Annotated in this window: 12 protein-coding genes; all 12 read left to right on the top strand. The window is 31.1% G+C overall.

All coding sequences use genetic code 11. The features are described from left to right. The gene (locus tag ACN5J5_RS04440) at positions 1–741 is read left to right on the top strand and encodes a Na(+)-translocating NADH-quinone reductase subunit C (protein ID WP_418646103.1); all 741 of its coding nucleotides are present in this window, start codon (positions 1–3) and stop codon (positions 739–741) included. Positions 742–743: 2 nt separating this feature from the next. Continuing rightward, positions 744–1,388: an NADH:ubiquinone reductase (Na(+)-transporting) subunit D gene (locus ACN5J5_RS04435; RefSeq protein ID WP_028887314.1), complete on the top strand. Its 645-nt coding sequence runs from the start codon at positions 744–746 to the stop codon at positions 1,386–1,388. Between the two features lie 31 nt (positions 1,389–1,419). After that, complete coding sequence (gene nqrE / locus ACN5J5_RS04430) at positions 1,420–2,154, top strand: NADH:ubiquinone reductase (Na(+)-transporting) subunit E (RefSeq protein ID WP_418646102.1); 735 nt, start codon at positions 1,420–1,422, stop codon at positions 2,152–2,154. After that, positions 2,154–3,470 carry an NADH:ubiquinone reductase (Na(+)-transporting) subunit F gene (nqrF, locus tag ACN5J5_RS04425; RefSeq protein ID WP_418646101.1) on the top strand — a complete coding sequence of 439 codons (1,317 nt, stop codon included), beginning with the start codon at positions 2,154–2,156 and terminating at the stop codon, positions 3,468–3,470. Before nqrE ends, nqrF begins: the two co-directional genes overlap by 1 nt. Positions 3,471–3,621: 151 nt before the next feature. Next, a complete protein-coding gene (locus tag ACN5J5_RS04420) occupies positions 3,622–4,974 on the top strand; it encodes a DEAD/DEAH box helicase (RefSeq protein WP_418646529.1) in 1,353 nt (450 codons plus the stop codon). After that, positions 4,974–5,336 (top strand): Na(+)-translocating NADH-quinone reductase subunit F, encoded by a 363-nt coding sequence (locus tag ACN5J5_RS04415; protein ID WP_418646100.1) that lies wholly within the window; start codon positions 4,974–4,976, stop codon positions 5,334–5,336. Before ACN5J5_RS04420 ends, ACN5J5_RS04415 begins: the two co-directional genes overlap by 1 nt. A 403-nt stretch (positions 5,337–5,739) precedes the next feature. Continuing rightward, entirely contained in the window at positions 5,740–6,303 is a 564-nt protein-coding gene (locus ACN5J5_RS04410) for a uracil-DNA glycosylase family protein (RefSeq protein ID WP_418646099.1), read from the top strand. A gap of 36 nt (positions 6,304–6,339) precedes the next feature. Continuing rightward, the gene (hflX, locus tag ACN5J5_RS04405) at positions 6,340–7,542 is read left to right on the top strand and encodes a GTPase HflX (protein ID WP_418646098.1); all 1,203 of its coding nucleotides are present in this window, start codon (positions 6,340–6,342) and stop codon (positions 7,540–7,542) included. Positions 7,543–7,815: 273 nt separating this feature from the next. Then, the gene (locus tag ACN5J5_RS04400; protein WP_418646097.1) at positions 7,816–8,481 is read left to right on the top strand and encodes an energy transducer TonB; all 666 of its coding nucleotides are present in this window, start codon (positions 7,816–7,818) and stop codon (positions 8,479–8,481) included. Positions 8,482–8,631: 150 nt separating this feature from the next. Further along, entirely contained in the window at positions 8,632–9,369 is a 738-nt protein-coding gene (locus ACN5J5_RS04395) for an energy transducer TonB (RefSeq protein ID WP_418646096.1), read from the top strand. A 38-nt stretch (positions 9,370–9,407) separates the two neighbouring features. Beyond that, complete coding sequence (locus tag ACN5J5_RS04390) at positions 9,408–12,140, top strand: TonB-dependent receptor (RefSeq protein WP_418646095.1); 2,733 nt, start codon at positions 9,408–9,410, stop codon at positions 12,138–12,140. Between the two features lie 143 nt (positions 12,141–12,283). Then, on the top strand, positions 12,284–13,027 hold the full coding sequence (locus tag ACN5J5_RS04385) for an energy transducer TonB (protein ID WP_418646094.1): 744 nt from the start codon (positions 12,284–12,286) through the stop codon (positions 13,025–13,027). Positions 13,028–13,046 lie beyond the last annotated feature (19 nt).

Below are 13,046 nucleotides of genomic sequence, written 5' to 3'. Positions count from 1 at the left end.
ATGAGTAAGAGAACAGACAGTAATGGATATACGCTACTTTTTGCCGTAGGAATGGTATTAGTAGTAGGTGCGTTGTTAGCTTTTACAGCTTCATCACTTCGTCCGATGATTGACGGAAATAAACGTATCGAAAAGCAACAAAATATTTTGTACGCAATGGGTGTTAATGAAAATGATGAAAGTAGCGCCGTTTTTGTATCAAAAGACAAAGTAGCTGATGAGTTTTCAAAATACATCAAAAAACAATTAGTTATCGAAGGTGATAAAGTTACCGAAGATGCTGAAGCGTATTTAATTGATGTTAAAAAACAACAAACAGCTGCAAAAGCAGGAACAGTAAGAAAATTACCATTATTTGTGGGCGAAAAAGACGGTAAAACGTTTTACATCGCACCTATTAGAGGTAAAGGTCTTTGGGATGCTATTTGGGCATACGTTGCAATGGATAAAAATATGGTAGTGCAAGGTGCGTTTTTCGATCATAAAGGAGAAACACCAGGTTTAGGAGCTAACATTAAGCAACGTTACTTTATGGATGATTTTATTGGTGAAAATTTAATGAACAACGGTTCTTTTAAAGGAATTGCAGTTTCTAAATCAAACAATGATCCAAAAAACGAAGATAAAAATGATAACGAGGTAGATGCAATTGCAGGAGCAACAATTACTGGAGACGGTGTTGCAGCAATGATTAAATCTGAATTAGGTTTATACGTGCCTTACTTTAAAACATTAAAATAATTATGGGACTTTTATCAAAAAAAGACGCAGTTTTAATTACAGATCCGTTATTAGATAACAACCCAATTACGATTCAAGTATTAGGTATCTGTTCAGCATTAGCAATTACAGCAGAGCTTAAAGCATCAATTGTAATGGCAGTTTCTGTATTATTTGTATTAGGTATAGGAAACGTGGTAATCTCTTTAATGAGAAATATTATTCCATCAAAAATTAGAATTATTGTACAGTTAATCGTAGTTGCTGCTTTAGTAATTATTGTAGATCAAGTATTAAAAGCATTTGCTTACGAGTTAAGTAAAACACTTTCGGTATTTGTTGGGTTAATTATTACCAACTGTATTATTATGGGACGTTTTGAAGCTTTTGCTTTGGGTAACGGACCTTGGAGATCATTTTTAGATGGTATTGGAAATGCTTTAGGATACGGTGCTATTTTAATTGCAGTAGGTTTTTTTAGAGAGTTATTAGGTTCTGGTACTTTATTAGGATTTAAAGTATTAGGAGACCCTATTGAACTAACAGGTTTGTATGCTTTAGGATATGAAAATAACGGATTTATGTTATTATCGCCAATGGCATTAATCGTTGTAGGTATTATTATTTGGATACAACGTAGTAGAAACAAAGCACTAATTGAAGACTAACCTAGTTAGGAATCATTAAAAATATAGAAAAATGGAACATTTAGAATTATTTTTCAAGTCGATATTTATTGATAATATGGTATTTGCTACATTCTTAGGAATGTGTTCTTACTTAGCTGTATCTAAAAAAGTAGCAACAGCAGTAGGTTTAGGAGCTGCAGTTATTTTTGTATTAGCTGTAACAGTACCTATTAACTGGTTATTAGATCAATATTTATTGCAACCAGGAGCTTTATCTTGGTTAGGAGCTGAATATGCTGATTACGATTTAAGTTTCTTATCATTTATTATGTTTATTGCAACGATTGCAACCATGGTACAATTGGTAGAAATTATTGTTGAAAAATTTGCACCAGCATTGTATAACTCATTAGGTATTTTCTTACCATTAATTGCCGTTAACTGTGCAATTTTAGGAGGATCTTTATTTATGCAATCTCGTGAAATACCAACATTAGGGTTATCATTAACTTATGGTATTGGATCTGGAATCGGATGGTTTTTAGCAATTTTAGCAATTGCAGCGATTCGTGAAAAAATTAGATATTCGTCTGTACCACCAGCATTAAGAGGGTTAGGAATAACTTTTATTATTACTGGATTAATGGCAATCGGATTTATGAGTTTTGGTGGAATGTTAACAGGAGGTGATGATGAAGTGAAGAAAGAAGAGGCTCCTAAGGCAGAAATTAAAATAGAAAAGAAAGAAGAAGCAAAACAGCAAGCTGAAAAATTAGCTGATAACACTAAAAAGATTACAGAATAATGGTATTTTTAGAAGTAAGTACAGGAGGTACAGTAGCTGTAACAGTTATATCTTTTTTAGCAATTTTATTAGTTTTAGTAGGATTGTTATTATTTGTAAAACAAAAACTAGCACCATCAGGACCCGTAAAAATTACAATTAATGGCGATAAAACAATCGAAGTTGCTTCAGGAGGTACATTATTATCTACTTTAGGAGCTGAGAAAATTTTCTTACCATCAGCTTGTGGTGGAGGTGGATCTTGTGTGCAGTGTGAATGTCACGTAAACTCTGGTGGAGGTGAAGCATTACCAACAGAAACGCCACATTTTACGCGTAAAGAGTTGGCTGCAGGTGTACGTTTATCTTGTCAGGTAAAAGTAAAACAAGACATGGACATTTCTATTCCAGAAGAAATTTTCGGAATTAAGAAATGGGAAGCAGTAGTGGTAAGAAACTATAACGTAGCAACATTTATTAAGGAGTTTGTAGTTGAAATTCCAGAAGATATGGGTTACAAAGCTGGTGGATATATTCAAATTGAAATTCCTAATTGTGAAGTAAAATATGCCGATATGGATATTACAGCACATCCACAAGAACATCCAGGAGAACCTGATAAGTTTAAAGGAGATTGGGAAAAGTTTGGTTTATGGCCATTAGTAATGAAAAATGATGATATTGTAGAGCGTGCATATTCTATGGCTTCTTACCCTGCTGAAGGAAGAGAAATCATGTTAAACGTACGTATTGCAACACCTCCGTTCGATAGAGCAAAAGGTGGGTGGATGGATGTAAATCCTGGAGTTGCATCATCTTATATTTTCAATTTAAAGAAAGGCGATAAGTGTACTATTTCTGGACCTTATGGAGAGTTCTTTATCAACGAATCTGAAGCAGAAATGCTTTATGTAGGTGGTGGAGCAGGTATGGCGCCAATGCGTTCGCACTTATATCAATTATTTAGAACATTAAAAACTGGTAGAACAGTAACATATTGGTACGGTGGTCGTTCTAAAGCTGAATTATTTTATGTAGATCATTTTAGAGCTTTAGAAAAAGATTTCCCGAACTTTAAATTCTTTATTGCCTTATCAGACCCAACAGAAGCAGATAACTGGAAAGTTAAAACGGATGTTAATGATGAAAGTGGAGACGGATTTACAGGATTTATTCACCAAGTAGTAATCAACGAATATTTATCTAAACATGATGCACCAGAAGACTTAGAATTATATTTCTGTGGTCCACCATTAATGAACAATGCAGTTCAGAAAATGGGAGAAGATTTTGGTCTTGCAGACGAGAATATCCGATTTGATGATTTTGGAGGATAAACCAATTATCAAAATAAACTATAAAAACCGATACAGTGATGTGTCGGTTTTTTTGTTTTTGCATGTTTTTTAGTACTGCTATTTTACAAAGTAATATAGCTATGGTATTTGAGTATAGAAAGCGTACCTTTGCGGCAAATTACTGTAAATGATTACTTTTCAAGATTTAGACTTATCAAACCCGTTACGAAACTCAATTGAAGAATTAGGTTTTGTAAATCCAACACCAATTCAAGAAGAAGCTTTTCCTATTATACGATCAGGAAGTGATGTGGTAGGAATTGCGCAAACTGGTACCGGTAAAACTTTTGGTTATTTATTGCCTATACTTCGTGATTTAAAATTTTCGAAACAACAGCATCCTCGAGTTTTAATTTTAGTACCTACAAGAGAGTTAGTTGGTCAGGTGGTAGATGAAGTTGAAAAGCTTGCAAAATACATGACTTTACGAACAGTTGGAGTATTTGGAGGTGTAAATTTAAATCGCCATAAACAAGCAGTTGCAGAAGGAGCAGATGTTATTGTTGCAACACCTGGGCGTTTGTACGACTTGGCGTTAAGCAATGTTTTAAAGTTAAAATCAATTCAGAAATTGGTAATTGATGAAGTTGATGTAATGCTAGATTTAGGATTTAGATTTCAATTATTAAATATTTTTGATTTATTGCCAGATCGTCGTCAAAACATTATGTTTTCAGCAACGATGACTGAAGATGTAGAAAATTTAATTGATGATTTTTTTACAGCACCCAAAAAGATTTTTATTGCCGTTAGTGGTACTCCGCTCGATAATATTCAGCAAATAGCTTACGATGTACCTAACTTTTATACCAAAGTAAATTTATTAAGTGAGTTATTGTTTGATAAAGAAACTTACAGTAAAGTATTAGTTTTTGCACCTAATAAAAGAAATGCAGATCGGTTATTTGAATGTGTAAAAGAAGAATTTCCTTCTCAAACCTGTGTAATTCACTCTAACAAAACACAAAATTATCGTTTACGTTCGATCGAACAATTTAATAAAGGTGAAAAAAGAATTTTAATAGCAACAGATGTAATTGCTCGTGGATTAGATTTAGACGAAATTACGCATGTAATTAACTTTAATACACCACATTTTCCTGAAAATTATATGCATAGAATTGGTCGTACAGGACGTGCCGATCACGAAGGAAAAACAATTTTATTTGCTACAGAAAAGGAACAAGAAGCAAAACAAAGAATAGAGGAATTGATGAATTATGAAATTCCGAAATTAGAAATTCCTGAACAAGTTGAAATTTCAAAGCAATTAACAGAAGAAGAACGTCCGAAGGAAGAAAGAGAGGTTTCTAAAAACCGAAGCTCATTAGAGTATGTTCCGGGGCCTGCTTTTCATGAGAAGAGTGAAAAAAATAGTAAGGTTAACCTTGGTGGTTCATATCGCAGAGAAATTGCAAAGAAATATAAAAAGCCAAAAACACGTGGCGATAAAAATTATAACCTTAGAAATAAGAAAAAATAATGCAAGCACTTAGCCAACAAGAACTTCATAATTTAGGGATGAATATTGTAGGTAAAAAACTACAAGAAAAAGGTTATGAATTTGTAGCTATAAATAGCGAGTTAAAAAAACATCCGCAGTTTGTATTATTTAAAAAAGGAGAACCTACAATTTTTGTATTGGTAAAAACAACAAATAACATTCAATCACCCCAAGAATATGATGTGTTATGGATGGAAACCTTTAAAGAACACGCAAAAAAACAAAACGCAAAAATTTTGTTTGCTGGAGTTGGCATAGCAAATTCTGAAAGTGTTGATTTACCTGTTTTTAAAGATCAGCCATATTATTTAGTTTTTGACGATTTTGTTGAAATTTTATAAAATAACTTGATTTTTAATATGTTATGTTAAAGGTTTTTTGAGCTTTAATTTTAATGTTTTTAATCAGTAATATTAGCTAAAATTAGATTTTTTAATAATTACCAGTTATACATCATTTCTTGCAAAATACACAAAACAGTGTATTTCCCTATAATACAGCTAGTTAAATTTGTATATTTGTAGTAAGGGAATATTAATTAAATTTTTTAATTATGAAAAATCAATTATTTAAGGGGATTCAAGACTTTTTCAAAAACATTTTAGAACAATTAGCCGAGTTTGGTAAAGCTGCAAGTTATGCTATAAACCAAAATCACTAAAGTTAGTATAAAGTTTTGACAAGAAACACTCGTTTTTACAAAAAGCGAGTGTTTTTTTTATGTTTTATTTTTAACTTTATAAAATGAATAACTTATTAGCAGAAATAAGAAATTGTAAAGTTTGTAAAGATTTTATAATTCCAAGACCCGTAGTTTTTGCAGACGTAAAATCAAAAATAGTAATAATTGGTCAAGCTCCGGGTACAAAAGTACATCAGTCAGGTATTCCTTGGGATGATGCTAGTGGTAAGCAGTTAAGAAACTGGTTAGGGGTTACAGATGATGAATTCTATGATGTTAAAAATTTTGCAATTATTCCTATGGGATTTTGTTATCCTGGAAAAGGAAAATCAGGAGATTTACCGCCTAGAAAAGAATGTGCTCCAAAATGGCACGATGTGATATTAAATGAAATGCCAAACGTAAAATTAATTATTTTAATTGGCATGTATGCTCAAAAATACTACCTGAAACAATCGGCTAAAAAAACATTAACAGAAACGGTAGGTAATTTTAAAAGCCATTTGCCTAAATATTTTGTACTACCACATCCATCGCCAAGAAATAGATTTTGGTTAACTAAAAACCCTTGGTTTGCAAAAAAGGTGCTTCCACAATTAAAAATAAAAGTATCAACAATAATATAGATTTCTTAAGTTGATAAATTTGTACTTTTGTAACCTATGATAGAAACACGAGAAGCCATATCAGAAAAAGCGGTTTTAATAGGTATTATAACCCAGCATCAAGACGAAAAGCAATCTGAAGAATTTTTAGATGAGTTAGAGTTTTTAACTTTAACTGCTGGAGGAGTTGCGGTAAAACGTTTTGTTCAGAAGTTAGAAAAACCAAATCCTAAAACATTTTTAGGAACCGGTAAGCTAGAAGAAGTAAAAGCATATATTGAATCTCATAATATTGGTACAGCTATTTTTGATGATGAGTTGTCGCCAGCACAATTAAGAAATATCGAGAATTTTTTAGATTGTAAAATATTAGATAGAACAAACTTGATTCTTGATATTTTTGCAAGTAGAGCACAAACAAGTTCTGCTAAAGCACAAGTTGAGTTAGCACAATATCAATATTTATTACCTCGTTTAACAAGAATGTGGACACACCTTGATAAGCAAAAAGGTGGAATTGGTATGCGTGGGCCAGGGGAAACAGAAATAGAAACAGATCGTCGTATTATTAGAGATAAAATAACTTTGTTAAAGAAAAAGCTTGTTACTATTGATAAGCAAATGGCAATACAAAGAAAAAATAGAGGACGAATGGTGCGTGTTTCGTTAGTTGGATATACCAATGTTGGTAAATCTACTTTAATGAACGTAATTAGTAAAAGTGATGTATTTGCAGAGAATAAACTGTTTGCAACACTTGATACTACGGTAAGAAAAGTGGTGATTCAAAACATCCCTTTTTTAATGACCGATACGGTAGGTTTTATCAGGAAGCTTCCAACACAATTGGTAGAATCTTTTAAATCGACTTTAGATGAAGTTCGAGAATCTGACTTGTTATTACATGTAGTTGATATTTGTCATCCTAATTTTGAAGATCATATTGCATCAGTAAATAAAATATTAGACGAAATAGGTAGTGCAAACAAGCCTGTGGTAATGGTTTTTAATAAAATAGATGCTTATACGCACGAAACAATAGCGGAAGATGATTTAATTACCGAAAAATCAAAAATTCATTATACTCTTGATGATTGGAGAAAAACATGGATAAATGATTTAGGAAAAGAAAGTCTTTTTATATCTGCCCTAAATAAAGATAATTTAGAAGATTTTAAAGAAAAGATTTACGAAGAGGTAAAAAAAATACATATTCAAAGGTTTCCTTATAACGATTTTTTATATCAAAATTACGAATAAATACCCTTCTTAAAAGAAGAGGTTATAAAAAAGTGAATAAATATTTTGTATTTATTCACTTTTTTTTTATTTTAGTAAAGTGTAAAAGCAAATTAGTTTAAACATTTTATTCCCCCTAAAAATGAAAAAAATTAACACCCCTGTTCGTATTGGGTTATCAAAATTAAATTTTGGTAACACTTCTCAAAGAAAAATTCCTATTACATATTTTTTATTAGAAAAGGATAAGTAGCCTAACGGTTATTTTTTTGTCAAAAATAAAAAAGAAATGTAATGGAAAGAATTATCATAATATTGTTGTGTTTTTTTAGTGCTCTACAACTCTCTTCTCAAGAAGTTTGTGCTACTGAAAAAGAAGTAATTGTAGATATAAATACAATTAACAAATGTGCTGTAGAAAAAACTACAGACTCAAATAAGAATACTGTAGCTTCTAGTAAACGATATCTAAAAAGAAGAGTTTATTTAAACGAAGTGGTTTATTTAGCAAGTAATTTAAAAGCAAAAACTAATTTAAGTATAAAAGTAAATAATAAATTAGATGCGAATTTATTGCTGAAAATTAAAGAATTAGAATCAAAAGAAACAACTTTTGATTCGGTAGAAAAAATCCCATTATTTTTATCTTGTCAAGAAAGTACATTAGATAATGTAACTTGTTTTAATTATAAAATGCAAAAACATATTGTTAATAATTTTGTGTACCCAGAAAAGGCTTTAGAGTTAGGTATTGAAGGAGATTTAGATGTTAGTTTTGTAATTGGGGTTAATGGAGAAGTTGGTGACATTAAAATAAAAGGAGTAAATAACGAAAGTGATATTTTAAAAAAGGAAGCTAAAAGAATAGTATTGTTGCTTCCAAAATTTAAAGCAGGAGAAAATAAAGGTGTTAAAATACCTGTTTTATATAATTTCCCTATGAGTTTTACTTTAGAGTAAGCCTTAAAAATGTTTAAATTCTTACTTTTTTGTAATTTTTGTTTTTTTTAACATATTTTTTGGTTTAAAAAAAATATATTTGTAGGCTGTTTTAAAATTACTTGGTATGTTAATAACCATCTGATTTGAAATATAATACCTCCAATAAGTATGAAAAGAATAATATTTTTAATGTTAGCATGTATGTTTTCTGTTAACATGACATCACAAGAAGAAGTGTGCGAATCTCCGGATGAAGCAGAATTAGATTTAAATAGTATTAGTGTAACTAAATGTACTATTAAAGAATCTAAAGATAAAAAGAACAAAAAAACAAGGCAGATTACGGTTAAAGTTTCTGCAAATAGAAGGTTTCTTAAAAAAAGAGAAGCTTTAAAAAAACAAAAAGTTTCTGGTCTAGGAACAATTGGCGTAGCTAAAGTTGAGCAAACTTCTCAAAAAAATACTTCGATAGCAAAACCAACAATTTCATTAAAACATAATATTGAGGATATTAAAAATAAATTATCGGCTGAAGAATTAAGAAAAGCATCTAAATTTAGTACAGTAGATAAAATTCCTTTATTCAATTCGTGTAAAAAAGTTAAAAAAGGAGAGCGAGTTGATTGTTTTAACGAAACAATGGTAAATCATATATCTAAACACTTTAGGTACCCAAGTGATGCTATTAAAGAGTCTATTCAAGGTGAGGTTTGGGTTCGTTTTATTATTGATAAAAACGGAGAAGTTAAAAATATTAAAACCTTAGGACCTAAAAATGGTGAAATATTAAACCAAGAAGCAATTAGAGTTGTTTCTAAATTACCACAGTTTATTCCTGCAAAGAAGGATGGAGGAAGAGTATCTGTAAAATATGGTTTCCCTATTGCATTCGCATTAGAAGAATAATAAACACAAACAATCAAAATTAATTTAAATTTTAGAACATGCTAAGAAAACTACTATTAGTTTTTTTTGTTACTTGTAGCATTGCGCTATCAGCACAGGTTACAATGACAGGAAAAGTGTATGATGAATATCTAGAGCCGTTCCCAAGTGCATTGGTAAATTCATTGCAAGGAAAAACAACATCAGATGTTGATGGGAATTTTACATTATCTGTAAAATCAGGTTTTCCATTCTCTATTCAAGTATCTGCTTTTGGATATAGAACAGAGGTGATTGAAGTTACCTCTCAAGATCAAGAACTAAATATTATTTTAAAAGAAAATACAACCTTAGATGAAGTTGTAATTTCGGCCTCTAGATCTCCAGAACGAGTTATTGAATCTCCAGTAACAATTGAAAGAATGGGGATTATGGATATGAAAAGAAATACTTCTGTATCTTTTTATGATGGATTAACAAATTTAAAAGGAGTAGATTCTCGTGAAGCGAGTTATGGATTTAAATCGATAAACTCAAGAGGTTTTTCTACTTTTGATAACACAAGATTTGTTCAGTTGGTAGATGGTGTTGATACTTCAATACCAGCATTAAACTTCTCGGCAGGTAATGCTGTTGGTTTATCAGAATTAGATGTTAAAGATGTAGAGGTGTTGCCAGGAGCATCATCAGCTTTATATGGGGCAAATGCATTTAACGGTATTTTGTTAATGCGAAGTAAAAACCCTTTTGATTACGATGGGATAAGTGTTTATCTTAAAACGGGTTCTATAAATCAAGAAGCTGCAGGAACAAATCAGTTTTATGATGGAGGAGTTAGAATGGCGTATAAATTTAATGACTATTTTGCAGCTAAAGCTAATTTAGTTGTATATAAAGCAGAAGAGTGGCATGCGAATGACGAATCAAATACTACAGGTGTTGGAGGGGTTGTTAAAGCAGGAACTAGGTTAGATACTCCTGATTATGATGGGGTAAATGTTTATGGAGATGAAGTTTCTACTACGTTAGATTTTGATGCGCTTGCAAACACGCCAGCGGGAACTTTTGGTTCTCAAAGAATCAGTAGAACAGGGTATTCTGAAGGAGATTTATATGATTATGATGGTCAAGGAGTAAAATTTGATGGATCATTACATTTTAGACCAATGGGTAATGATAAGTTAGAAATTGTATATAATTCTCGTTTTTCACAAGGAAATAATTTATATCAAGCATCTAACAGATTCTCGCAAGAAGAGTTTTATGTTGAGCAACATAAATTAGAAATTTTAGGAGAAAATTTCTTTGTACGTGGTTATTATACAGGGAATGATGGAGGTAAGACTCATGATGTTAGATTTGCAGGAATCGCTTTAAATGAAAAATACAATCCGAGTAGAAATTGGTTTGGTGAATATGGAGCTGCTTTTTTAGGAGCAATACCAGGCGTTACTCCTGGTAACGACGCTTCTGCTAGGGCTTTTGCAGATAGAAATAGATTACAACCAGGTACTAGTGCATTTAAAAAAGCGCTAAGTGAAATTACCACAGAGGCAATTGCTGATGGAGGAGCAGGAATAAAAGATAAAACAGGTTATTACCATGCGGATGCAAATTATAACTTTAAAAATTTAATAAACTGGGGTGAATTTCAAGTAGGAGGTTCGTACCGTAAATATATAATTAACTCAGAAGGTACTTTATTTACAGACAAAGATAGTTCTATTGATTTTGATATGTATGGTGCGTACGCACAGTTGCAAAAGAAATTTTTAGATGATCGATTAAAATTTACAGGATCTATTCGTTATGATAAATCTAAAAACTTTGATGGTGATTTTTCTCCAAGGATAGCATTAAACTATTCTGTAAAAGAAAATAAAATATTAAGAATTTCATACCAAACAGGATTTAGAACTCCAAGTACAATAGAGCAATATTTAGGCTTAAGTACAGGTCCAAACAGTTTTCTTTTAGGTACTTCTTTAGATAATATTGATCGCTTCTCTACTCAAGTTTTAAATAATGATGGGAGTACGAGTACATTAACAGGAAATGATGTTTTTAATAAATCATTTACATTAAACTCAGGAGCTCCTACACACGTAAGTGTTAATCCTATCGAACCAGAAAAAGTATCATCTTACGAATTAGGTTATAGAAGTATTGTAAATATTAGTGATACTAATATATTAGAATTAGATGTGAGTGGTTATTATAATCAATATGATAATTTTGTAGCTACTAAAACAGTATATGTACCAAATTATGGTGATGTTGTAAACGGAGTGCCAGATGCAAATGCTTTGCAAGCTTTTAATAATAGAGATGTATCGGAGTTTTCATTAAATACGAATACAACTGCTGATGTAGATTCTTATGGTGTTGGAATTGGTTTAACAACCAAAATATTTAAAACCTTTAATTTAGGAGCAAATTATACATTAAGTAAATTAGTTTTTGATCAAGAGGATGATCTTTCATTTCAATCTGGATTTAATACTCCTGAACATCAAGTAAAAGTTATGTTCGGAAATGCTAATTTATTTAATAATTTCGGATTTAATATCAACGCAAGATGGCAAAACGATTTCTTATGGCAATCCGCTTTCTTAAACGGTACTGTTGATAGTAGAACAGTAGTAGATGCTCAAATAAATTATAGAATTCCAGCTTTAAAATCTAGAATTAAAATAGGAGGAACTAATTTAGGAGGTAAAGAATATGTTGTGGCTCCAGGTTCTGGATTAATAGGTTCAATGTATTATGTTTCTTGGACAATTAACAATTAAATTAAGTAGCTAAAGTTTAAAAAGAGATAAATTATATAATTTATCTCTTTTTTTTTGGGGGAATTAAAAATATAATGTAATTTTGCCGGCTTAAAAAAAGAAAGTTAATTGATTGACGGTTAGCGATCTTAATTCCCCTAAGTATGAAAAAAGTATTATTTTTAGCATTTTTGTTTACTGTAAGTGCAATTACAACTTCTTACGCGCAAGAAGAAGTGTGTGAGTCTCCTGATACTTCTGAAGTTGATTTAAATAGTATTACTAAATGTGCAATTACTCCTTTAAAAAATTCTAAAGACAAAAGATCTCGTCAAATTAAAGTAAAGGTATCTGGAAGAAGAAGAATGTTAAAGAAAAGAACTATTGCGTCGGCAAATAGTTTAAGTACTTCGTCAGGTATTAGTTCATCAACTGTAAAAAAAGAATCAGTTAATTTAGGTCAAATAAGCAGTATTCAGAAAGAAGATAATGTAAAGCAACATATCGAAAACCTTAAAAATAAATTATCAAAAGAAGAAGTTAGTAAGGCTTTAAGGTTTACCACTGTAGATAAAATTCCTACTTTTAAGGCTTGCGAAAAAGTAAAAAGAAATGATAAATCAGACTGTTTTAACAACGAAATGATAAAGCATATATCTAAACACTTTAGTTATCCAGGAGCTGCTCTTATTTCTCAAACTGAAGGAGAGGTATGGGTAAGATTTATTATAGATAAAGATGGGTACGTAAAAAATATTAAAGCCTTAGGTCCAGATGAAGGCGAGGTATTAAATAATGAGGCTATCCGAGTAGTTTCTAAATTACCAAGATTTAAACCTGCAAAAAAAGATGGAAAACGTACTTCTGTAAAGTATGGTTTCCCTATTAATTTCTCCTTAGAGGAATAACCCCCTAATTACAAATAAA

Source organism: Tenacibaculum insulae, from assembly GCF_964512435.1.
Classification (GTDB): domain Bacteria; phylum Bacteroidota; class Bacteroidia; order Flavobacteriales; family Flavobacteriaceae; genus Polaribacter; species Polaribacter insulae_A.
This window is presented reverse-complemented; position numbering and strand designations above follow the sequence as displayed.

Excerpts from the sequence above, each read along its gene's own strand:
- ACN5J5_RS04440 (WP_418646103.1), top strand. The coding sequence starts at position 1 with ATGAGTAAGAGAACAGACAGTAATGGATATACGCTACTTTTTGCCGTA.
- ACN5J5_RS04435 (WP_028887314.1), top strand. The coding sequence starts at position 744 with ATGGGACTTTTATCAAAAAAAGACGCAGTTTTAATTACAGATCCGTTA.
- nqrE (WP_418646102.1), top strand. The coding sequence starts at position 1,420 with ATGGAACATTTAGAATTATTTTTCAAGTCGATATTTATTGATAATATG.
- nqrF (WP_418646101.1), top strand. The coding sequence starts at position 2,154 with ATGGTATTTTTAGAAGTAAGTACAGGAGGTACAGTAGCTGTAACAGTT.
- ACN5J5_RS04415 (WP_418646100.1), top strand. The coding sequence starts at position 4,974 with ATGCAAGCACTTAGCCAACAAGAACTTCATAATTTAGGGATGAATATT.
- ACN5J5_RS04410 (WP_418646099.1), top strand. The coding sequence starts at position 5,740 with ATGAATAACTTATTAGCAGAAATAAGAAATTGTAAAGTTTGTAAAGAT.
- hflX (WP_418646098.1), top strand. The coding sequence starts at position 6,340 with ATGATAGAAACACGAGAAGCCATATCAGAAAAAGCGGTTTTAATAGGT.
- ACN5J5_RS04400 (WP_418646097.1), top strand. The coding sequence starts at position 7,816 with ATGGAAAGAATTATCATAATATTGTTGTGTTTTTTTAGTGCTCTACAA.
- ACN5J5_RS04395 (WP_418646096.1), top strand. The coding sequence starts at position 8,632 with ATGAAAAGAATAATATTTTTAATGTTAGCATGTATGTTTTCTGTTAAC.
- ACN5J5_RS04390 (WP_418646095.1), top strand. The coding sequence starts at position 9,408 with ATGCTAAGAAAACTACTATTAGTTTTTTTTGTTACTTGTAGCATTGCG.
- ACN5J5_RS04385 (WP_418646094.1), top strand. The coding sequence starts at position 12,284 with ATGAAAAAAGTATTATTTTTAGCATTTTTGTTTACTGTAAGTGCAATT.